This window comes from Pedobacter immunditicola, from assembly GCF_037482985.1.
In the GTDB taxonomy this organism is placed as follows: Bacteria; Bacteroidota; Bacteroidia; order Sphingobacteriales; family Sphingobacteriaceae; genus Pedobacter; species Pedobacter immunditicola.
On record NZ_JBBHKC010000003.1, the window covers coordinates 1 to 24,325 of the forward strand.

At 40.2% G+C, this 24,325-nt stretch carries 15 protein-coding genes, 1 tRNA gene and 1 pseudogene; 13 read left to right on the forward strand and 4 right to left on the reverse strand.

What is annotated here, in order from left to right:
- Positions 1–265 precede the first annotated feature (265 nt).
- The gene (locus WG905_RS04990; protein WP_339590607.1) at positions 266–514 is read right to left on the reverse strand and encodes a helix-turn-helix domain-containing protein; all 249 of its coding nucleotides are present in this window, start codon (positions 512–514) and stop codon (positions 266–268) included.
- A 674-nt stretch (positions 515–1,188) separates the two neighbouring features.
- On the opposite strand from WG905_RS04990, the gene WG905_RS04995 reads away from it, so the two are divergent.
- From WG905_RS04995 to WG905_RS05055, 13 genes are all read left to right on the forward strand, one after another.
- On the forward strand, positions 1,189–4,332 hold the full coding sequence (locus tag WG905_RS04995) for a SusC/RagA family TonB-linked outer membrane protein (protein ID WP_339590608.1): 3,144 nt from the start codon (positions 1,189–1,191) through the stop codon (positions 4,330–4,332).
- Positions 4,333–4,394: 62 nt separating this feature from the next.
- Entirely contained in the window at positions 4,395–7,658 is a 3,264-nt protein-coding gene (locus WG905_RS05000) for a SusC/RagA family TonB-linked outer membrane protein (protein ID WP_339590609.1), read from the forward strand.
- 17 nt (positions 7,659–7,675) lie between these two features.
- The gene (locus WG905_RS05005; RefSeq protein ID WP_339590610.1) at positions 7,676–9,565 is read left to right on the forward strand and encodes a RagB/SusD family nutrient uptake outer membrane protein; all 1,890 of its coding nucleotides are present in this window, start codon (positions 7,676–7,678) and stop codon (positions 9,563–9,565) included.
- 36 nt (positions 9,566–9,601) lie between these two features.
- The gene (locus tag WG905_RS05010) at positions 9,602–10,537 is read left to right on the forward strand and encodes a DUF5017 domain-containing protein (RefSeq protein ID WP_339590611.1); all 936 of its coding nucleotides are present in this window, start codon (positions 9,602–9,604) and stop codon (positions 10,535–10,537) included.
- Positions 10,538–10,607: 70 nt separating this feature from the next.
- Entirely contained in the window at positions 10,608–14,231 is a 3,624-nt protein-coding gene (locus tag WG905_RS05015) for a hypothetical protein (RefSeq protein ID WP_339590612.1), read from the forward strand.
- Between the two features lie 542 nt (positions 14,232–14,773).
- Positions 14,774–15,598: a hypothetical protein gene (locus tag WG905_RS05020; protein WP_339590613.1), complete on the forward strand. Its 825-nt coding sequence runs from the start codon at positions 14,774–14,776 to the stop codon at positions 15,596–15,598.
- A gap of 92 nt (positions 15,599–15,690) precedes the next feature.
- On the forward strand, positions 15,691–16,221 hold the full coding sequence (locus WG905_RS05025) for a GNAT family N-acetyltransferase (protein ID WP_339590614.1): 531 nt from the start codon (positions 15,691–15,693) through the stop codon (positions 16,219–16,221).
- 287 nt (positions 16,222–16,508) lie between these two features.
- Complete coding sequence (locus tag WG905_RS05030; protein WP_339590615.1) at positions 16,509–17,132, forward strand: hypothetical protein; 624 nt, start codon at positions 16,509–16,511, stop codon at positions 17,130–17,132.
- Between the two features lies 1 nt (position 17,133).
- Positions 17,134–19,152 (forward strand): hypothetical protein, encoded by a 2,019-nt coding sequence (locus WG905_RS05035; protein ID WP_339590616.1) that lies wholly within the window; start codon positions 17,134–17,136, stop codon positions 19,150–19,152.
- On the forward strand, positions 19,146–21,122 hold the full coding sequence (locus WG905_RS05040; protein WP_339590617.1) for a hypothetical protein: 1,977 nt from the start codon (positions 19,146–19,148) through the stop codon (positions 21,120–21,122). The genes WG905_RS05035 and WG905_RS05040 overlap by 7 nt, the downstream gene beginning before the upstream one ends.
- 107 nt (positions 21,123–21,229) lie before the next feature.
- Complete coding sequence (locus tag WG905_RS05045; RefSeq protein WP_339590618.1) at positions 21,230–21,547, forward strand: hypothetical protein; 318 nt, start codon at positions 21,230–21,232, stop codon at positions 21,545–21,547.
- 62 nt (positions 21,548–21,609) lie between these two features.
- A complete protein-coding gene (locus WG905_RS05050) occupies positions 21,610–21,981 on the forward strand; it encodes a hypothetical protein (protein WP_339590619.1) in 372 nt (123 codons plus the stop codon).
- A gap of 296 nt (positions 21,982–22,277) precedes the next feature.
- A complete protein-coding gene (locus tag WG905_RS05055) occupies positions 22,278–22,658 on the forward strand; it encodes a hypothetical protein (protein WP_339590620.1) in 381 nt (126 codons plus the stop codon).
- 121 nt (positions 22,659–22,779) lie between these two features.
- Here WG905_RS05055 and WG905_RS19510 read toward each other — a convergent pair.
- The 3 genes and pseudogenes from WG905_RS19510 to WG905_RS05065 form a co-directional block, all read right to left on the reverse strand.
- Positions 22,780–22,914, reverse strand: a pseudogene (locus WG905_RS19510) (ISAon1 family transposase N-terminal region protein); the annotation flags it as partial.
- 235 nt (positions 22,915–23,149) lie between these two features.
- A tRNA-Ser gene (locus WG905_RS05060) sits at positions 23,150–23,234 on the reverse strand.
- Positions 23,235–23,331: 97 nt separating this feature from the next.
- Positions 23,332–24,315, reverse strand: a complete 984-nt coding sequence (locus WG905_RS05065) for a YihY/virulence factor BrkB family protein (protein WP_339590621.1) — start codon at positions 24,313–24,315, stop codon at positions 23,332–23,334.
- Positions 24,316–24,325 lie beyond the last annotated feature (10 nt).

The window sequence follows — 24,325 nt, forward strand, 5'->3', positions numbered from 1 at the left end:
GCAGTTACCCACCGATAGCCATACCTTCCTTTATGCAAGTAATAAATGCGTACAATCTCTTCTTTTTCATGCCTATATTTATCAGCATTCGGGCGCTGGCGATGATAATAAAATACAGAACGAGCCATCTTGGATCGTCTCATGCCTTTTGGTGGTCGTCCACGGTTCTTTTGTTGGTATAGTACTGCATATCCCTCAACTCGTACTGAGCTTACCCAGCTTTCAAAAGCAGTCTTGCTTACTTTATATTCCAGAACAACCTGGGTTAAAGGTACCCTTTTTCTATAACGAGCCTTACAACTTTTTCCTTGAAATCAGGCGTGGGTCTGATATTAGGCTGTTTGAGCAGCGCACTTTCACCATAAAGATCATATTTCCGAACCCATTCCAATATCATGCCTTCGCGGATATGGCGTTCGCGGGATATGCGCAGAATCGGCATCCCCTTTCTTACTTGAGAAACTATATCGAGTTTCTCCTCAAATGTGTGTTTGACATAACTAGTGAACCCCAAAAGTTTTTGTCCAACTTTTGGGGTTCACTTCAAAAAATGAATGGCCTCTTTTAATTTTAATGTATTTTCTGGTTTTTGAACTTACTAGAATCACAAACAAAATTAATAAATGATAAAGCGCTTGAAAATTGGATGTATTTACATTTTAAAGGAATTTCATGGTAAATAAGTTGGATAGGTATGATGATGAACAGAAAGATATCATGATGAAAATTGATGGTGTTATGCGAAACGTGATAACTAGCCATTTAAATAACCTTTGGTTAATTAGAGTAGTTGCTGGTTAATTTCAAGGTTTTCATGTTTAGGAAGAATTACTAAATTTAATTTATTTACTAATTTAATTTGCTTAATAGAAATCAGTTCCTATATTCGGGTACGTAAACGGTGGTGTCAGTGATTAGGCGGATGATTGTTATTAATTGACCAAAACCAAAGATTAGTGAGATTTCACTTTATATATTCATCATATATCAATATGGTAAGGCAACGAAATTAATTACGGGTACGTACACTTTAATAATGAGGTAATGAGTCCGACTAGTCAAACTAAACCTAATAAACTCTACTTAATCTTTAACAAATCAGTCCTTTTTATTACCTGGCACTGTAGCTACGCAACTGCAATGGTTAATGCCTTGCAGATGATATTCAAACTAACCAAACTAAACTTTATGATTAAAAACTTAACTAAAATTGAACTAAGTTTTTTTGTGTTTTCATTACTAGTTATTTCCGGTTTTTCTTTTCCGGCGACCTTGTTGGCACAACAAACTAAAAATGTTATAGGAACTGTAACCGATGGCATAACTGGAAAGCCGATTCCGGAGGTGACCATAAAGCTTAGAAGGACTAAAGCCATTGTCACTACAAATTCCACGGGTAAGTACGGTTTACGAGCCAGAAGTACTGATTACCTTCAAATTTCCCATCCACTTTATGGAACCAGATCACTTGTAATAGGGGCAAAAACTACCCTCAATGTTACACTTAGGTCAAGTGAAAACGAACAAAATAAATTGGTTGATATTGGCTATGGGAGTAATTATAAAACTGAGTTAACCGGGTCTTACAGGGAGACAGTGATCGAGGATATGATCAAAGCTCCGGTCGTTTCTATTGATCAGGCATTCGCAGGCAGGGCAGCGGGAGTGCAGGTTAGTTCTTCCACCGGGCAACCTGGCAATGTTGCAAATATCGTTATACGTGGCGTAAATTCTATTACAAAAAGTGCCAGTCCACTTTATGTGATTGACGGCAGTCCTATGGAAAGCACAGATCTGGGCTGGCTTAATCCCGATGAAATTGAGTCCATAAATGTGTTAAAGGATATGGGGGCTACGGCAATATATGGATCAAGAGGTGCAAATGGTGTCATTATTATTCGTACCAAGAGAAATAAAATCGGCCGTCCTGTTATTTCGTTAAATAGTTCATTTGGATTCCAAGAGGCAACTAAAAAATTTGATATGATGTCTCCGTTTGATTTTGTGAAATATCAACTGGAACTTAATGAAACGGAAGCTAAAGGAAGATACACACCGGCAGATCTGGATCCGCTTGATGTAGAATACAATGCGAACGGAAGACATCTTAACGATTATAAAAACCGCAACGGCACAAATTGGCAGGATTTGATTTTCCGGAATGCGCCAATACAGATTCATAACATTGCAGTCAGAGGAGGAGATAGTAAAACCAAATATGCGATATCGGGTTCGATTTCCGATCAACAAGGGATTATCAGAAATAGCAATGCGATCCGTTACCAGGGAAGGGCATCAGTAGACCAGAGTGTAAGTGAAAAAATGGAGATTGGTGCAACAGTCAATTTTAGTAAGACTCCCCTCAACGGGCATGCAAAAGGAATTGGTGAGGGACAGGATTTTTCAACTTATGCATTATTTCAGGCTATGGGATACCGTCCAACTTCAGGTAATCCGAATATAAATTTAGAAGATTTTGAAATTGACCCAAATTATACGGCTAATGGTGATATAAGGATTAATCCTTTAACATCAACAACAAATGCGTACAAAAGCAATAATGAATCGAATTTTTACATGAATGCATATGTTGATTATGATGTTACCGAAAAGTTGAAATTTAAGTCAACTTTTACTTTCCTGAACGTCAGGAATCGATTAAATCAATTTTTTAATTCACTTACTCCAGGAGGCACTGCAATAGATAAAGGAGCAAATGGATCTTTCCTTTATTTTGGAAGTAAAAACTTAATCACAGAAAATACCCTTACTTATAGTAATGTTTTCAATAATAAACATAGGCTAACCCTCTTGGGTGGCTTTTCATATGAGAAAGGCAACAATGAGCATTATGGATTCAGGTCAAATTTCATCCCAATGGAAGAATTGGGTATCTATGGATTAGATGAAGGGGTGCCAGTTATAGATGGTGGCAGATCAGGAGGATTGAAGCACGCATTTGCTTCGCTCTATTCCCGCGCACTTTATAGTTTTGATTCTAAGTACATTTTTTCAGCAACTTTTCGAGCAGACGATTCCTCTATCTATAATAAGGAAAGTATCAGTTGGGGATTCTCGCCATCTGCTGGTTTGGCCTGGAACATGAAGGCAGAAGATTTCCTGAAGGATTCCGAAGCTTTAACAACTTCTAAACTTAGGGGAAGTTATGGGATTTCAGGAAACAACAGGATAGATGCCCTCGGGCAAAATATAAATTTTGCTAATGCATTTGTATCTCTCGACGGGAATGCATTTGCAGCGGGGACAATTTCTGATTTTTATAACCCCAATTTGAGATGGGAGAGTACAAGGGAGCTGAATATTGGCTATGATTTGGGACTATTTAAGGATCGTATCCAGCTAATACTTGATTATTATAAGAAAACAACGGGTTTTGCAAACAGCTATACCAATATCAGCTCGGTTAGGAATTCCGGACTTGAAGTTAGTCTAAGCACAGTAAATGTAAAAACCGATTCATTTAAATGGTCAACTGATTTCAATATCAACTTTAACCAAAATAAGGTTTTAGACTTAGCGAACGGGGCGAAAAGTGTGTTTTTAAGAATGAATGCAGATCCTGGTTCCTCACCACTTTATGTTTCCAGTGTTGGTCATGCGATGGGGATGTTCTATGGTTATTCATTCAATGGTATATACCAGGTAGAGGATTTCGATATTCCGGCACCGGGGCAGTACATCTTAAAAAACAGTATTGCCGATAACGGTAACCCGAGAAATGTGATACAGCCCGGCGATATCAGATACCGTGACCTGAACGGTGATCAAACGATCAATGAGCAGGACATGAGTATGATCGGCAGGAGTTTGCCCCTTCATACTGGTGGATTGTCTAATAATTTCACCTATAAAAATTTTGATCTGAACATTTTTCTACAATGGTCTTATGGAAATGATGTCTACAATGGCAACAGAATGATGTTTGAAGGTAATCCCCTTAATACGCCAGATTTCAATCAATTGGCTGCGTATGCAAATCGATGGACAATTGAAAATCGTTCCAATGAACTGTATAGGGTAGGTGGCCAGGGCCCAGCAGGGTTTCAGTCTGACAGGGTATTGGAAGATGGTTCTTATCTGCGCGTGAAAACGGTGGCATTAGGTTATAATTTACCTAAAAATTTACTCAAGAACCTTAAAATAAGTAATCTAAGGCTCTATGTTGCAGGACAGAATCTTTTAACCTTCACTAATTATACTGGAATTGATCCCGAATCATCGGCCCGCCATTCTGCGCTTAGCCCAGGGTTTGATTACGCTGTTTTCCCGCAAGCACGAACCATGGTGTTCGGCATAAATGCAGCTTTTTAAAAATTGCCAATAGCATGGTGAATGACAATTTAAACAATGACAATTATTAAAATAATATAGCAATGATGCGTATAAAACAAGAAATTATACCCTTCAGTTCCATCACCTGCATAAGCTTGGGCTTTGTGCTGGTTTTGATGATGAGCTTTAAGGCAGAAGGTCATTTCAAAGAAAATCGTAGTTCAGTAATCATACCAGTTCAGGAGATAGCCATTTCAGGGAAAGTAACCAGTTCTGATGGAATTGGGATTCCTGGAGTTACCATCCAGGTTAAGGGAACAACGATCAGAAGAACCACATCTCAGGATGGAAGTTATTCCATCACTATTCCTAAAACCGGATCTACCCTGGTGTTCAGTTATATTGGCATGAAAACCCAGGAACGGGTAATTACTAATCAAAAAGTAGTTAATATTAGTCTGGAAACGGAAGCTACTTCGTTGGAGAATGTGGTGGTAGTAGGATATGGAGCTGTCAAAAAACCTGACTTAACAGGTTCAGTTGCCCAGGTGGATATGAAAGATTTATTGGAAGCTCCGGTAGCTTCTTTTGATGAGGCACTAGCCGGACGGGTTGCTGGTGTACAAGTTTCTTCATCAGATGGGCAGCCAGGTGGTAGAATGGAAATTGTAGTTCGCGGTGCAAATTCTTTAACACAAAGTACATCCCCACTTTATGTAATAGATGGCTTTCCAATTGAAGATCCAGATAATGCAGCCATTAACCCGGAGGAAATTGAATCAATCAATATCTTAAAAGATGCTTCCGCAACTGCTATTTATGGGTCCAGGGGTGCAAACGGGGTTATCATCATTCAGACGAAAAAAGGAAAGATTGGAAAACCTGTTATCGCAGTAAATACTTCTTTGGGCTTTCAGCAGGTTCAGAAGACCATGGAAATGATGACACCATGGGAATTTGTTAATCTTCAGATGGAAGTCCACCCAACAAATACAATGAAAATTTATACGCCGAGAGATATAGATTCAACAAGTTCAATTGGGGAGTTTTATAATGCAGATGGAAGAACGCTGGAAGATTACAGAAATGTCAAAGGAACAGACTGGCAGGATTTGATCTTTAAGCAATCACCCATGCAAAATCATAATATTTCAATTCGCGGAGGTAATTCCCTGACGAAATATTCTTTATCCGGCTCCCTGTTTGACCAGCAAGGAATTATATTGAATACAGGATCGAAGAGAACTCAAGGCAGAATAACTATTGATCAAACAATAAGTAAAAAATTAAAAGCTGGTATTACGGCAAATTATAGTGAAAATATTCGCTTCGGACAGCCAGTTAATCAAGGTGCCGGCGGAACTTTTACCTCTTACTTGTTGTATCAGGCATGGGCCTACAGACCTGTATCAGGTAATTCTGCATTGAACTTAGAAGATGTTCAGGATGACGATGCAGAGTATGTAAATCCCTCAGATCTCAGGTTTAACCCAAAAGTAACGAGTGAGAATGATTTTACCCGGTCACAAACAACCAACTTCTCCTCTAATTTGTATGTTGAATATGATATTTTCAAAAATTTAAAGCTGAGATCTACCGGGGCTATTAGTAACACCCAAGTCGATGCAGGTAGATTTTATAACAGCAATACGCCACAGGGTAGTCCACGTAATAATGGATTGGCCAGACAAATCAACGGATCTTCTACCTATACAGAATCCAATATCTGGTCAAACGAAAATACACTGACCTATAATACAACCATTATGAAAAATCATAAGGTTGATATCATGGGAGGTTTATCTTTTCAGGAAGATCTTGCTGAAAGCTATGGTTTCGCTGCACAGAAAATTCCAAAACAATATGAGCCTTTGGGTATAAATGGATTAGGTTATGGAGAAGTTTACTCAACCAGCCCGGTTACGGGAGCTTCGGCAGGGTTAGCTTCCCTATTTGGCAGATTGAATTATAATTATAAATCTAAATACCTGCTTACTGCTACATTTCGTGCTGATGGATCTTCAAAGTTCTATGCAAATAACAGGTGGGGTTACTTTCCTTCCGGAGCCTTTGCTTGGAATATGCAGAAGGAAGGTTTTATGAGCTGGATTAAACCAATATCTGAAGCAAAATTCCGCGTCAGTTATGGCGAAACCGGAAACAATAGGATCGGTATGTATGAATACTTGTCAGTATTAACAAACTCCATTGCAAATACCTATCCATTCGATAATGACTTAGCACCATCCGGAGGTATTGCCATTTCAAAATTAGGTAACCAGGAACTTAAATGGGAAACCACTAAACAGTTTAATGTGGGTTATGATTTAGGCTTGTTCAAAAACAGGATCAGCCTGACTTTTGATTACTACAAGAAAACGACCAGGGACCTGTTATTGTTTGCTGATATGCCATCAGAGACTGGTTACACCAGGTCCTATAAAAACATAGGTTCCATAATGAATGAAGGTTTAGAATTTACTTTAAACACGACTAATGTCCGTACAAAGAACTTTACCTGGCGCTCAAATTTCAACATCAGTTTCAACGAAAACAAGATCCTGGCGCTGACACGGAACCAGGCAAGCATGTTCTCTCAAATGACTGTAGCACAAAATACTTCTGATTTATACCTGGCAAGGGTAGGTTACCCGGCGGGAATGTTTTACGGATATATTTTCGACGGCATTTATCAGGTCGAAGACTTTGATTTTACTGAAATTGGCGGCTATAGTTTAAAAGGTGTTTTTCCTGATTATGGAGCAAACAGGGCGAATATCCAGCCGGGACATATCAAATACAGAGACATTAATGAAGATGGCCTATTAGATGGTAAAGACAGAACGATTATTGGCCGTGGGCAACCCCTGCATACCGGTGGGTTTTCGAATAACTTTTCTTATAAAGGGTTTTATTTGAATGTGTTCTTACAATGGTCATATGGAAACGATGTATTTAATGCCAATCGGATGATGTTTGATGGTAACGCCATCAATATTTACAATGTGAATCAATATGCAAGCGCGGCAGACCGCTGGACTCCTGAAAATCGCTCGAATATACTTTTTAAACAAGGAGGACAAGGCCCTGCCGGTAATTTTTCAGACAGGGTGATAGAAGACGCATCCTACTTACGTCTTAAAACGGTTTCTTTAAATTATTCGATCCCTAAGCGTCTGATCACGCCGATGTATTTAACCAATTTAAGTTTCAGAGTTTCTGCTCAGAATTTGCTGACACTTACAAATTACAGTGGCATGGATCCTGAAGTTTCCGTACGCCACAGTGTCTTAACTCCCGGATATGATTATTCTCCATATCCTCAGGCACGTACAATCACATTCGGTCTAAATGCTACATTTTAATTCTTAACACAAATATTATGAGATTTAAATATTTTACCCTACTAATATTAATCGCGATCGGTTTAAGTTCTTGCAAAAAAGTACTGGATAAAGAACCATTAGATTTTTTGAAAGATCAAGAACAATATTACAATACTGAAGAAAAACTGGAGGCAAACATCAGAGGTGTTTATGATATACTTCAAAGCGGTAACTTGTATGGTTTTCAAATGCTCTATATAACCGGTTTTGAAGCGGATGAAGGTTATTACTACCGTTCCACTTCTGATGATGGCCCTCAACTGTACAATTTTAGTTCCGGTAATGCGCGTGTAAGTAATTTCTGGACTACGCTTTACAGTGGAATTGGCCGAGCAAATGCCTTATTGGCCAATGTAGACACGAGCCCGGAGATCCCTGAAGCTAAAAGAAATAGCATACGTGGGGAGGCACTTTTTCTAAGAGGTTATTATTATTTCATGCTCGTTCAGACATTTGGCGGCGTACCACTTATATTGAGTCCGGTAACGGATGTTAATGACGTTGACAGACCGAGGGCCAGTGCTCAGGAAGTTTATGATCAGATCATCAAAGATATGGAAGCAGCGGAGGAATGGGTACCCGGCATAAGAACTTTAAACAATGGAGGAAGAATCAGTAAATCTGCTGTTCGTGGCATTTTAGCCAGGGTTTGTTTGCATAATGCTGGCTATCCCGTTCGGAATCTTTCCAAGTATGCCGAGGCACGTAAATGGGCTAAAAAAGTGATTGATGATACTGAAGCAAATCATTCTTTGAATAAAAGTTTCAGCCAGGTTTTTATTAACTATGCCCAGAATAAATACGATGTAAATGAAAGTATTTGGGAGATAGAGTTTAGTGGTAATGGAAATCAGGGTGCTTATGCTGAAACAGGTGGCGTGGGTTACCTGAACAGTCCTGCATCCACCAGTGATGTGATTGGCAACAGTTTCGGAGGTGTAGGTGCTACTGCCAAATTGTACAATATTTATACACACCCAAGTGCGGGTGCTCCCGGAGCTGGCGGTGGTGGTCCGGATTTGCGCAGAGATTGGACAATTGCAAGTTTTAAGTATGTAGTCAACGACCACAGTTTCATTACTTCAACGACGCCCGCAAACTTATATACAAGATATGCAGGAAAATTTAGACGGGAATATGAAACCTTAACGCCTAAACACAGAACCCAGACATCTCAGAATTTTCCATTGCTTAGATTCTCTGATGTATTGTTAATGTTCGCAGAGGCTGATTATGAAGTAATCAATCAAGGTACTGCTGATGGTATGCCAAGTGCTGAAGCAATTGCTGCAGTGGAAAAAGTAAGGGACCGTGCCATGGTTAAAGGCGGCATAAGAAGTTTCGTCTTTGGGAATACTGGCACAGCAAACTCCTATACTGCAGGTAACCCACCCACCATTACGCTGGCTGCCCCTGCGGGTGGTACCGATGCATCAATTATAACTACGGTTGCTGCAGATGGCAGGATTGCCCTGCCTTTTCTGGTTCGTGATCCTGTTACTGGCGCTAAAATGGGATCAGGCTATACAGGGACGCCGAGGGTGGTCATCACGCCTGCTTTAGGTGGCGTATATGCAACCATAAGAACATACCCCACCAATTTAGCTACGCTTACTACAGCGCAGTTGAATGACTTTCGTAAAGCCATTCAGGATGAAAGGTTTAGGGAACTTGCTTTTGAAACTTTAAGAAAGAACGATTTAATTCGTTGGGGTATTTTTGTTTTTGAGATGAAACAAGTAGCCAACCATATCATGGCCTCTAATTTATCTGACAGGTATTATCTGATGCCTTTTCAAAACGTAGCGGAGAAACACAACTTATGGCCAATCCCTGCAAGAGAAATGAACCTGAATAAGAAGTTGGTGCAGAATTCAAATTGGTAATAATTTACGTTTACTGGTTAATTTTAAATAAATGACATGAAAATATTACGTTTTATACTGATAATAAATGCCGCAATATTACTTTGCGCATGCAATAAAGAAATTGGTTTGACGCCTGGTTTCGAAGAATTTGATGTAACCGTTAAATCCGGCACTTACAAAGTAGGAGACACTGTAAAGTTCAATATTGATGGAAATCCAGATCTTATTACTTTCTATTCAGGTGAACTCTATAAGGAATATGCGTTTAGGGAGGAAAGAAAAATAAATCTGAACGATGCAATTTTCTCTTTCTCAACAGCAAATCCACCCAATAACCCAGCTCAAACCGATCAATTTTCTGTACTCTATTCAACAGACTTCAATGGTGATTATAACAACTTTAAAAGTGTTTCTTCGGCAAAGTGGACCGACATCACGAGTAGTTTTAAATTAGGTACTACGACTACGGTCGTGGCATCGGGGAACTTGAAAATGTCAGATTTCGTTGTGCCGGGAAAGCCATTGTACGTGGCCTTCAAATACATCACTCATCCTATCAGTGCCACTGCAAAGCCTAGACCATGGTATATTAGTAATGTAACCATGTTAGGTAATTCTGTTTACGGGACTCACCTGTTAGGTGACATGGTTACCGCAGAATTCAGGCTGATAGAAAAGAATCCTGAACTACCCAACCTGTCATTGATGTCTAAAACCAGGTTGACACTTGATGGATATTCTTACATCGATATCAATGACCCTAATCCTGGTACTGAAACCTGGATTGTAAGCAAAGCATTTAATTTTGAAGAACTTGATAATGGACGTGACAAGCCGCTAGCCATTAAAGGTAACCAAGATCCGCAAGTAGATTTTTATGGATATGTTTACCAGAATCCGGGGACTTACAAAGTAACTTTTGTTGCTTCAAATGTCAATGTTGATGGAAGCAAACGTAAAGTTGTGGAGTTAGACATCAAGGTTGAGTAACCATTTAATGCAGCGATAGTTTAAATAAATCGTGTAGTTCATTTTTAATGCTCATTAATATTAAATAGTTATGAAAACAATTTTGCCGGGCATAATTCTGGTCGTACTGCTATGCACCAGGGTGACGGCTCAATCGCTTCAGCAGCAAAGTCAGTTAAGGCTGGTACAAACTACAACCAAATCCTTCCCATCAGAAATTAAGGCATATTTTCCTGCAGAATTTATTTCAATGGGCAATGGGAAATCAGCAAATGCTGTTATTGTAAAAATAGACCGCGATGACAAAAACAGGGCCTTAACTATTCAAAAGGAACTAAAAAGAAGCTGGGGATTGGAGTTTCCGATTGTAGACTGGGAAATGGCCAAAACGACAAATGGGAACTTAATTCTATATGGTGCTGTCAATGACAACACGCCACTGCGACAGTTGAATGCAAATTCAATATTGGGTAATAATACACTTGGCTACGAATTAAGGACTATACCAAATGCTTTGGATTGGAAAAGAGATGTGCTCTATATTGGGGCACACAACGATCAGGATTTAAAAGAGGGGCTTTCTGTATTAACAGCAAAGGTCAAAACTCCTGATCGAATTCCGTATCTGGTTGCTTGCAAAGGCTGGGACAAGCCAGTAGATAAGGCGGCGCTTACCAATATGGTAAATATAGTGAAACAGCATTATAAAAATAATGGAAGTTATGTGCTGACGCAGACCGTGATCAGCGAAATGTTGAAACAGACTGCAGACTTGTACAAGATGACAGGAAATGATGTTTATGCAAAGACATTTGCAGAAATGCAGAACCTGATGTTTCAGAATTTCGGTAAAACATTGAATGGACGAACAGAAACAGCACCAAGTTTTACCTTTTACTTATATCCTCAATTCATTTATACAATTGAAAATTCAAAAGCATTTACGGCTAATGACAGGTTAAAATCAGCTGAGTTTATTCGCAGGATTGTAGAGGAAATGATGGTTCATTGGGAAATGAAAATACCACTTGATCTATATCATGCTTCAAAGCAGGATTATTTAACCAATCATGCCTGTTTTGCTTCACGATCCGTTTCTTCATCAGCCCGGTATTTACTTTCCAGATATGATTATGCTCCCGCTAAATTCTGGACAGCGGTTGCCGATAATGCATTTGCCGGCGTTGCCCCAAATCCATTTTCACCGGAAGATGCGGCTGGTTATCAGTATTTAGTTTACCAAATATTTATCGATTATGCACTGGCAAGCGGTAAATACGACCTAAACTTTTTTAATAACCAAAATTTCGTGAGTTACCTAAATTTTGCCAAATTTCAATTAAATCATTTAGGATATACTGCCGGGTTTGGTGATGCCTACCCAATCGGACATAACAGTGCATATCCAATATTAAAACAGTCATTGAATATTTTGGGTGATAAAGAATCCGAATACATCATTGACCTGATTGAAAGTAGAAGTCAGCATTTAATAGCTAATCGAAAAACAGAGAAAGTAAGTGTAATGCCTCCGGGAAAACATACATTCGGCCTGAATTACCAGGCGGTTGTGCCATTTAAATTGGAACAGTATGGTGTAGCCGGTCTTTATGAAAAACCGACGCTGGACAAAGCTGTATTTAGAAGTGGCTGGGATAAACATGCTGATTTTATGTCAATTACTGGTATCAATGGTGATGGCTATAATCATAGCCATTTTGATGCAAATGGAATTAGTCAATATATTTCCGGTGACCGGCTTTGGCTTTTTGAGGGTGATTATATTAAAAAGTTCCCCAATGATCATAACGCCATTGTGGTGAGTAAAGACGGTAAGTTAACTGATCAGAGCAGGAGTTTAAAGGTACGTCGCAAATCGTCACTTTCTCAGGTGTTGGCTGCGGTTAATACAACCGAAAGAACAGCTTCATTAATCTCTCTATTGCTTGAAGAATACAACGGCCTTAACTGGACTCGAAATATTAATTATGCGGCTAAAAATGGTTTTTGGGTAATTGATGAATTGGATATCTTACAAGATGGGCGCTATATTGCAGAAGCCAATTGGAGAAGTACTGGCACGATGGTCCCGCAAGGACAATCGGTGAAATTTACACAGAAGAAGTCTGATGATAAGCAAGTTGCAAACCATTTCTTTATAACGGAAGGAAATGGGGCTGCCCAGGTCACCAAATCAGTGTGGGACGCTGGCCATGGTCGTAAGGATGGCAATCTAAGCGGTTATTCATACTCCGACAGGAGCACGAGGTACGTCATTCAACGTATCAATGGCGATTATAAAAAAGGGGATAAACAGTTGTTTGTGAATTTTATGCAGGCTGTTCCCGGATCCTCGCCAAAAGCTCCGGTTGTGAGAAAGTTATCGCCAACGGCATTTTTAGCGGAAAGCATAGGTGTATTCCGATTGGCTGTAATCAATCATTATACCGGTGAAAACATAGACATTGAAGCTGATGCTTGTTTTGTGGGACCTGAAGGAATAGTTGCACGTGGCGCTAAGCGGATAAAAATTGGAAACATTAACTGGAAATCAGCTATAAAGAAAGACATTGCCTTGGATCTGCCTGGTGATTTTAATCAAGTTGAGGTCAATAAATTTTTAGCTAAAACCATTTCTGAAGCCGAAACATTAAAGCCAAAGCCTTTTGCTGATCTTCCTGTTAAGGAAGTTAAAATAGCAAGCAGCAATAACTATAAAGCGCCAATCTCCGTAACAGCCTCTGGCGATGACAGATTTGCTGTTGGATCAAAAGATGGCTTATTGAGCATCACAGATATGGAAGGGAAATTGGTGGCCAGTTATCAATTTCCACGAGCAGTTAGCGCCATTACATCGGTTAAAACTCCATCAGGTTTATGCTGGGCAGTAGCAACGGCAGGATCTGGCGATGGAAAAGTTTACTATTTGAATGAACTTGCCGAAGTTATTTGGGAACAAACGATCCCCGTTTACCAAAAGAGAAATGGCACTGTGACTACGCTGTTTACCGCTAATATTGGACGGCTGAATGGTCCGGCTATTATTGCAGGTTCAGATTCATGGCATTATTATGCTTTTTCTGTTGGTGGTGAACAATTATGGAAGCAAACTATTTTTCATGGGGCAACCGTTGGTGCTGCCGGTGATATGGATGGTAACGGGGTGGATGATATTGCCGCAGGTACCGAGTACTACTACCATTCCATCATACAAAATGGAAAAGTGATGCCACATAAGGTAACCTCGCCCTGGGATTATGCTGTTGCAGTAACAGATTTAAATAACGATGGACTGAAAGAAGCCGTATTTGGCAGGGGGGATGGATTTATTTATGTTCAGGGGGTTGATAAAAATCCGGTTAAACAATGGCGGTTAAATGTGGGTGGCAAGCCTACTTCAATTGTTGCACTGACTGGTCAAACGGCAAAAATAGCAGTAGCAAACGAACTTGGCAACATCGTTTTTGTGGATGGTGGTGGACAGGTAACCGATTCGTTAAATCTGCCTGCCGGCTTAACAGATCTGAAATTATGGAAAAACCAGCTGCTCGCCCTTTGTATGGACGGCAATATTTATAATGTAGACTTTAAAGGTAAAGTATTAGCCAAATTCCCATACATAAGGGACAGTTCCTCTACTTTTGAGCCTAAAATTACAGTGAGTGATAAAGTAGCCCTTGTGTTTTCAGGAAATAAAACATTCACTATCAAATAATAAATCTCCTTTCTTTGATAAATAAGGATGAAGAGAGTCGGCCAGCTCAGCGCTTGACTCTCTTCTTCACTTTCATTTCTGTAGCGATGCAATTCTATTAAACTTTCGAATCTGATTATTTTTCGAATAGCATTCCTACATCATCGAATTGATGTGCAGGTCTTTATTCTTTAGCTAGGTTCATAACTTTCTAAAGGCCCTTAATTGACGAAAACTAACTTGCTGTTTTTTTCTTCAAGTTGAGCAGGAAGTGATTGCAGGAAGAATGCTTTACCGGCCATAGAACACATCATAACTCATTTATATATCCGGATATTTCACTAAGCACAACGGTGTCGGGATGTAAATAACGTTACGGGGAACTGCTGATGGATGTAGGGTGGATGTACCATGGATGTACCTTGTATGTACCTTTTTCAAGGAATAGGTAGATGTGATGTACATGCTATTTTCAACTATATTTCATTCATTCCGCATAAAGCGCCATTTGCGTAAAGCCTTTATTATTTACCACTTACATTTAGCTTGTAAATAATTATCATATGGCAAGAATAGATAAAAACGGTGGTCTGAGAGGCTCGGTGGGCAACGTATCCTACAGGGTATCAAATGGACAAAACATCCTCCAGACGCGGCCTGGCAAGGGCAACACAAAGGTTCATGAGGTATCCTTACAAAATTACGGTGAGTTTTCCCTGGCTAGTAACCGGGCAAGAATTATACGTGAGATTTTAAGTCCGGTAATCAGGAGTTATTACGACGGAGCAATGATTAACCGCTTAAACCGTACAGTGGTAGAGACAATCAGGTCGAATGATGCACTGCCCATTGGTTTTCGCGATATCTACGATGGACAGCTCAGCTTATTGCAGGGTTTTGAGTTTAACGAACATTCGCTTTTTAGTGATTACTGCAAAGTTGAAATTCAAAATGAAGTAACACCGGCAGGTTTGAAATTAACTATGCCCGCTTTTGTTCCATTGGAGAAAATGGCTTTCCCTTTTAATGCATCACATTGTACAATGAAGGTTTTAGTGTCTGCCCTAGATCTTACTTTGCAACGATTTAGCTATTGCTGTACGAAAGAATTAGGTATTCCGGCTACAAACAAGCTTATGCCTGCGGTTGAATGGGATTTAAATGAAAACATTCCTGTGCGGGGTTTAATGCTGGTTACGGTGTCCTTGAATTATAGCGAAAAGTGTCTGGGCGAAATGGTGAGTTTGAACAGGCCGAAATTGAACCCTTGTCAGCTGTTAAGGGTGTTTAATGCAGTGGGTAATGGGGGAGGTGCTGTTGGTGATCATGGAAACGAATTTTTTGGGGAGTGGTTTAAGGTGGTGGGGCTGGTGAAGGGGGTTGGGTGATTTTTAGTAAATTTGTTTAATGCAATAAAGAAGTATCATGGAACTCGTTTCAGATCGTGATTTACCTATCTCTTAACGAATGGCTATATAATATGGAAAATATAATTGTTGAAAAAGTAGCATTAAAGGATGTTAACCAACTTCAAAAAGTGAGTAAGCAAACTTTTTTGGAAGCCTTTTCTGTGGGGAACAGTCAAGTGAATATGGCTAAGTATATAGAAGAGGCATTTTCGCTGGAGAAGTTGACCGCCGAATTAAATAACGAGCAATCGGCATTTTATTTTGCTTTATTGGATGAAAATGTAATTGGTTATTTGAAACTGAACTTTGGAGAATCACAAACAGAATTAAAAGAGGATAAAGGGCTGGAAGTCGAACGTATTTACGTTTTACAGGAATTTCTTGGTAAAAAAGTTGGACAGGTTCTATATGAAAAAGCAATGGAAATTGCGGATCAGATAAACGCCGAATTTGTCTGGTTGGGTGTATGGGAAGAAAATACTAGAGCAATAAGCTTTTATAAAAAAAATGGTTTTGAAGAATTTGATAAACACATTTTTTGGTTGGGTGATGACGAACAGACAGATATCATGATGAAGAAGGAGTTAGGGGCAGGGAGCTAAGTATTCACAATAGAGAAAATCATTACTTTAGCTAAGGAGTTAAATTGTACAATCATCGTTCACAATAAATGATTTTGATCTTGCTTTTGAAATCAATAAGAAATATAATTTAAAATTTTCCTTTCTACGTACACATAGGCATTTTTTGGGAATGGAATTACTATTGCACCGGAGTCTATAAAAATGATTTGCACAGTGATATTCGTTCATTGGTAGGCGTATAGGTAGTGTTGAAAATATTACATATATTTATCCGTAGTTAATTTATAGATTCAATTTGTCTTTTAATGCCTCAAACCACTACAAACCTACGGGATGCCATCCGGCTCCTGTTCATTCTGATACACGGCTCTGAACCGATCACCGATCATCCAGATGGATATACAAGAAAGTTCGAAGGCAAGGCCAAAGTTTTTGCCATGGACTTTTGGGTACGATATCCCGATTTTCTCGCCTATGAATTGCTCAACCGTTTCGAAGCAACCAATGAAAGACGTTATCTTGACCTTGCCAAGGATATCTTTGATAAAGAAGAACCCGATCTCCGCTCCATTCCAATGATACGTTACCGTTTCGGAGCATATGAGGATCTTACTGAGACCTTGGCATTATTGAAGACTAAGGGCCTAATCTTTGAGGACGGGGATAAATCTAATGGCCTGATCCAACAATGCATATACTATGTCACACCCTTGTGTGAGGAGGTCTTAGAGGATATACGCAATGAATCGTCTCTTCTTGGATGGTACGATGACCGTGCCTTACTGGTTCGTGAAATTTGCGGAAATTATAGGGGAAGCCAGCTGAAAGACGAACAATACAAACACATGGTCTATGCCTCGACTAAATTCGGTGGAGTAATACCTTCAATAAAGCAGGATGTATTGCAGCGGTTAAACAAATTCAACTAAAATGGAAAAAGATAAACAGGTTGCAGACAAACAAAAGAGCTGGCTGGAAGAAATTGCAGAAGGAGCGGGTTGCGGCGTTGACGCCGTAAGAGCATTCATCAAAAGGTACAATATTGAACAGACCCCAGCGGTTGGAAGGCCCAAGCGTATAAACTTGACTGGTATCACTTTTTCGGGTACAAAAAAGGGTGAGCACACCAATGATTTTGAATTCACCTTTGAGGGGCTAGGCCCTGGTATCTACGGCCTTTTTACAGATGGAAACGGAAAAGGTAAATCAACGGCACTGGAGATTATCAAGTGGCTCTTCAAAGGTCAATCACCGAGCACGCTACAGATCGGGGTCAAAAGCTGGCTACGGCGAGCCTGTTTGTCCTTTAGAATGGATGGTGTGGACTATCGTATCTGGCTTGAACAGGACAGTGAAGCCCTCAACGGGGCTATAGATCGATCTCAAGGTGAGGTCTTTAGTCCCATTCGCGAATTTTCCACTGAGACTGAGATGGCTGAGGTGATATCGGAATTTATGCTTGATGAGTTCGAGATGAAGGAAGTGGCCTCGAACCGCAAGGGTGGGGATGAGCTCACCGAGGATTCTGAGGTCTACCATGGCTGGCCGGCTCTTGCTGCTGCGATGTTCATAGGTACAGACTATAAGGCTATTTTTGGTGACGTACAGACTTCCGGGGTTGCCAATCGGATCATGAACATGTTTATGGGTCTTCCATGGATACCGACCTTGGCCGCATTAAAAACCCTAGAGGGAAATCTCAATAGTGCCGCCCAGGTGCAAAACAAACATATTGATTGGGCCGCCAGCAACCGTCAGAAACGATTAAAGGAGATCATTACGGATCTTGCCGACAAACGGGATCAGCGCGCGCAGATCTCAGAGCCAAAGACCAGTGACCGCACTTTGCATGAACTTTTGGATAGTTACAATATTGCCTATAATAATGCTGGTGTTTCCCAAAGAAATTATGATGAGTCACTTAGGGTAGAGACGGAAGTGAAGCGTGTCTCCAAAGAGGATGAGGTACGGTTGAGGGAATTGAAGGAAGAGCTCGCGGCGAACAAGGTATTTCGTAGGTTACAGCCCAAGTGCTGTCCGCATTGCGACCGAAAGGTTACCAATGGTGACCTACTCAAAGAGCGCAATAGCAATTCTTGCGCTGTATGTGATCATGAAATGATCGGTGCTGAGGATGCGCAAGGGTATCTTGAAGAACTTAGGCTCACCGCCGATGCATCCAAAAAGGCATTCGAAGACCAGCGTAAGGAAACCAGAAACAGGGAGTCGGAAATGCACAGCAATCAAAAAATCAAGAAAGACCTAGAGATCACCATCTCTGAATACAAGACCCAGCTACTTCATGATCAAAGCAACATTGATGCCTTGAAGAAGATAAACGCAGAGATCTTCAAGCTTGAAGTCCTCGAGGGGGAATACAATACCCCGATAAATGAAAATGCGCAGTCTCCGCTTGCATCGGCACCTATAACAAAAGATATTGTTCCAACGATCGATGAGAATAAGATATTGAAATCGGCGATCAAGGAAACTGAAACACGGTTTCGTGGCTTACAGCAGGAGATACTTTTAGAGGTCAGTGAGAGAATGCTCGAGTTCTGTCCCAAAGTAGGTTTAGGTCAGTATAAAAGGTTACAACTGGGGTCAAGGCCTACTTTGACAATCGAAAAGGATGGGTTGGAAACAAGCTATTCAAAAGTTAGTCCGGGTGAAAAACTTCGTTTGAAGGTGATTGCCCTGGTTGCCCTGATTTCAGTCGCGGAGAGTAAGAAGCTTGGGCGACATCCTGGCTTTTTAGTGATAGATTCACCTGGTGCGCAGGATGTCGCAGCCGATGATCTACAGGAGCTCATAAGGGGACTGAAAGAGCTCAATGTCGATCTACCGTCGTTGCAGATAATCATCGCCTCTAAGGCCAGCCCGGTTTTATTAGATCTTATCGCTGAAACACATAGAAAGTATGCACAAGGTAAAGCATTCCTATGGTAAGGCAATCAACCTTAAGCGCAATCGAAAAGGTAATCATTGGGTTGCTGGAGCAAAGTAGAGCTATTACCTTGTCGTCAATCGGCGGGTTAGCAGCATTGTTAGAGGGCTGGGATACGGTAATACGCTCACCGCTGGCTGATGAGATGTTAGCTGGGTTGATTGTAGATGAGGGGACTAAAGAGTTACCTAATGGAAAAAGTATTTTAGATCTTTTCACCGCGGTTATCTCCGTAAACCAAAATCCGCTTGTTATCCGAAATACCGCGCTTTTGATAAGCGAAAATGCCGATAAGTTAACTAAAATTTTCGACACATTGCTGAAGCTGCTTGAGGAGGATAGGGGAAGTTTCGTCCGTGGACAGTATCTGCTTGCAGCATTTCAAATTTCCCTTCTCGAAACCCCCAAAAGATACCGCCTCATTGCCTTCTTGATTGAAGAAAGGACGATTGATGACCAAGAGTTTTTACAGTACCAAATAAAGATACTCGGGCTCGGATATGCCCATTTTAGCAACGAGGATCTCCTGGTCACGCTACAACAGCTCGGCGACAAGCTTAATCAAAAAGACGAATGGTTTTTCGAGATGGGGATGGCTTTTTTATCCAAGTCTCTCCAGATCGATCAGGTCGAAAGTGTAAAGAGATTTTTGGCCATAGCCAACAGCCATTTTGAACAGGCTGAGATGTTGGGTAGAGAAGATGGCAGGTGTTTTCACAGCATGATCGAGATCATCTTCGAGTTCTATGACGGGACAGATTCTTCTGGACTACATGACAAGATCCTCGAACTCCGCCAAGCACTGATCTGCTATCATGCATACAACAGATATAACCCCTCAATGGGGTGGACATCCCTTCGAGAAGAGGAAATGGTGAGTTGGTATGCCATGTGTGACCGGATAAGCGAGCTTTGCACAAAGCTCGGGCCAATAGGATGGCTTAATCCCGTACTGGTTATAGAGGAATACCTCTTAGAAATCTATAGCGGACAAAGGAGCTTATTGAAATACGACCGTTCTGGTGGCATTGATGGGCTTATACGGCCAGCCATAGTTCGTAAATTATCACCTTTAAATGAAAAGATTGGCATTTTGGAGCAATGGATGGCTGAAAAAACGGACCACGTCCGAGCGTCTATCGCAAGGGATCTCGTGTTTGATATAGAGCGTTATAAGTCAGGGTTTCTCTCGGGAAATGAGTATGGGACAATATCTCCGGATGTTCAGGATGTTGTCCCTTCAATAAGTTCGATGTCCGCTATTGAGAGTGAGCTATGGGTACGATTCTTGAGAGATCAATTATCAGTTCGAGCGACAAGGACCGACAGGCATCTTCGCGGTATCTTTACTAAGATGTGCCTTGATCTGGAAAAGGCTGGTTTTTCAAAGGACCGCGAGATTTGGATGGGTTTCTCAACAATATTTTTTCAGTCACTGGTTTTTCTGGAAAACCGGATGAATGCCACTGTGAGGCATTTTCCAAATATAAGATATCTGTTTTCAGGAAAACACGTAAACGAATCAGAGCTTCAGCACGATTATTTCCAGTTTATGCTCAGCAGTAGCTTTGCCTGTAAGGTATCGACCGAACGGATGGACATAGGCGGCGGGAGAGCGGATATTTTTTTTAGCTTTCTAGATTTCTTCATTGTTGCAGAGGTTAAACGTGAACAGACAAAAAAAACCATGGACAGCCTGGCCGATAAATATATTGGTCAGACGCTGGCCTATCAGAGTACCTCTGCCAAACTTGGATTATTGCTCGTGCTAGACCTGGTTGATAAGGGGAATGCTTCAGGCTCCCTGGAATCTAACGTAAAACTCTTACTTGACCACAGAGCATCCCCAGACCGGGCAGTCATCGTCATTCGTGTTCCAGGCAACCGAACTACTCCATCGCAAGTCAGAAAGGTCAGGACAGCGAAAGTAAGTCGGTTAGGCTCAAATCCTAAAGCGTCACAATTGAAATAGGGTGGGACGAAAACAATGATACTTCAGAGAAGTTGCTTTCTATTTTGCTCTCTAATAAGCATACTAGAAGCCTAGAACAATAATGGATACATAATAAAAAAACAATAATGGGAATAAATGTTTATCACTACACATCACTTGGTGTCTTGAAGAAAATAATTGATTATAAGGCACTTAGGTTCACTAAAATTAATTCACTAAATGATAAGTCTGAATATAAACATGGTATACAGCTCTTGAAAAACAAGATGACTGAATTTGAAAAAGAGAATAATACTGAGGGTAAATTTGATTTAAGCTTATTAGATACGTTTTCGTTTTTGGATAAGCTCTATTCCGTGTCATTTACCGAAAATGGGGATAATCTAACTTTTTGGAATAGCTATTATGTAGATAAAGTTACTCCTATTTCCACGGATTTATGAGTAATGAGACGTTCAATGAAGGCTTTATAATTAATCACTGCATATACGATGATCCTTATCCAATGATGAGTAAAGAACTTTATCAATGGTTTAGGAATATTTTCGATGTCAGAAACATATTGCAGCTTTCAAAAAATAGAGATTATATTCAAATAACTTTTCAAACTGCACACATAAAACATAAAGCCTTTGAAATTGAAAAAGAATGGAGAGCTATTTCTTTTCCTTCGAAAGACGGCTTAGCTGGGAAATTTAACAGAAATGGTAAAGACATTGAATATTTTGACCAATATTTCAATGTAAATAGTATTCGCGAAATTATAGTTGGTCCCTCGAGTCAGCAGGAAAAAAATTTTGAAGAGGTTAAATTATTTATATCGAATAAAGGCCTGAGTTGTTTAGTGAGAAAATCAACTATTCCTTTAGAGTTATAATATCGACAAAAGTAGGTTCACTAAATCAGCGGATAGACATTGGTTTTACGTTAAAAATCTGAAATACCAATTGCAGTAACACCTCTATAATCGGACGGCACAAAAGTCGGAAATTTGTAACTTTAACACAGTTAGATGAAGAAGTCAAATCAGTGAAAGTTGGTTGTAGCGGTGCTCAAGGAATATGGACAAGTTGAAAAGGAACATTGAAGGTTATTGATTTTGAGTATATTTAATTTTTTTACTCTAAAACCATGAAAATTTACAACGCTTCTCAAGAATTAGTCGATATACTGTTGGCAAACGGATTCATCGAAGATACCACCAAAACCTATCCTGAACATGCAAAACGTTTGGTCGACTCCAATTACGACCCGGAAGGCATGAAGCGACATTTTTCATTTCCTGGAACAAGGGAGAAGGTGTATCTGGACTACATCAACATCAAATTGCCCACCCGAATCCAGCGTTATAAAATGAATACCGACGAGGTAAAGTCCCTAATTGCTTTTTGCCGTCTTTCCTCGGCAGACAGGTATGCACTTGTTGGCCAACGTTACGATGTACTAAGTATTCCCGAAATCATCGCAAATGTTGAACGAGAACCAAGGATATATTCAAAAGCGGCTTACAAACGTGCGAAGAAGGAGTTTGAAAGCTTGTCCCAAATATCTTAGCCAAACCGAGACGATCAATTCAATATTAGTTTTACGGATCAACTCATCGATAACAATTTTTGGGATCATATCTTCATACGGGGCTGACTGATTTGTTTTAAAAAAGCAGCGAATTCCCCTATCAATCGAGTTCCTTTTTTACTAAAGACCAATCCCGGTATATCGCTTTTCTGCTGTCTTTGTCCAGCCAACGACGACGTGATATGAAAAACACTTTATGTCCGCGAATAGGAAAGTCCTGAAACTGAATCTCTGGGAAAAACCCTTTGACTCCACTTTAATTGCTCCCCATTCTTCAGGAGTATCATTGCGCTCTTCTAACTGGAAATAGAAAGTTTCAGATTCCTGAATTACTCCTTTAAGTTCGAATTTTTCAAATATATCCCTGCTCCACAACATTTGGCATTGATCCCATTAAAGAGCTTATATATAATACCCCATAAAACAAAAACCCCTGCTAATCTCACGATTAGCAGGGGTTTAATTTTCTGCGGAGAGTGGGGGATTCGAACCCGCGGACCTATAACAGTCAACAGTTTTCAAGACTGCCGCAATCGACCACTCTGCCAACTCTCCGTCGCAAAAGTACAAATCCGGACCGGAACTGCAAATTCTTCGATCTATTTTTTAACGTAAAATTGATAAGGAGTTAAAAATGAGTTAGAAAGATTTGTTAGTGCTTGAATTTTTCTTCCGGTATGGCCGGTTTTTTAAACACATTGAAGTTAGGCTTGATGATTTTTACGCTTCTCTTGGTGAGGTCAACACTGGCATTTAATTCAAAACCGATCAAAAGGATCAAGGAGTTTAAGTAAAGCCAGATCATGATCACGATTAATGTACCGATCGAACCATACAGTTTATTATAGGAGCCAAAGTTGTTGATGTAAAAGGAAAAGCCCCAGATACTGAGAAAAGCAAGGAGGGTGGCTAACCAGGAACCCGCGCTAAACAGCTTCCATTTTTTTGCATGGGAGGGGCCATAGCGGTAAAGAACAGAGATGGTGAAAAAATAAAGTACACCCAACAAAGCCCAGCGGGAAATCTGGATCAGGTAATAGGCAAAGCTGCCATGAATCCCCAGCCCGGTATTAATGTATTTTAAGGCTACCTCCCCAACAATCATGGCACCGATACAGATAATAATGGAAAGGAAGATAACAAGCGTTAAAACCAATGCAATGAGCCTTCTTTCAAACCAGGAGCGCGTTTCCATGATGAGGGAGGATTTGTTAAAGGCCATCATCAGGCTGTCTACACCATTGGTCGCAAATATTAAGGCAAGAAGGATACCAAAGGAAAGTAATTTTCCGTTCTGAATTTTTACAATTTCAGTAATGGTGGATTCAAATGCTTCAAAAGCATTATGAGGCAGGATCAGTGCGATGATGTCCATTAACTGATCCTGAAACCCATTAGGAAGGAATGGAATCAGGGCAAATAGAAAGATGATGGCGGGAAATATAGCCAGCATAAAGTTATAGGCAAGGGAGGAAGCTTTATTAATTAATTCTTCCTTTTGAATCTCCTTTAAAAAAAAAGCGGCTACAGTATACAGTGGTAAAGGACTGAATCCGGGCAGAATATAGACTTTTGTCCAATCTATAAATAAAGAATATATTCTTACTTTCAATAACTGCTTGTGCAACCAATCCATAAACTTAAAT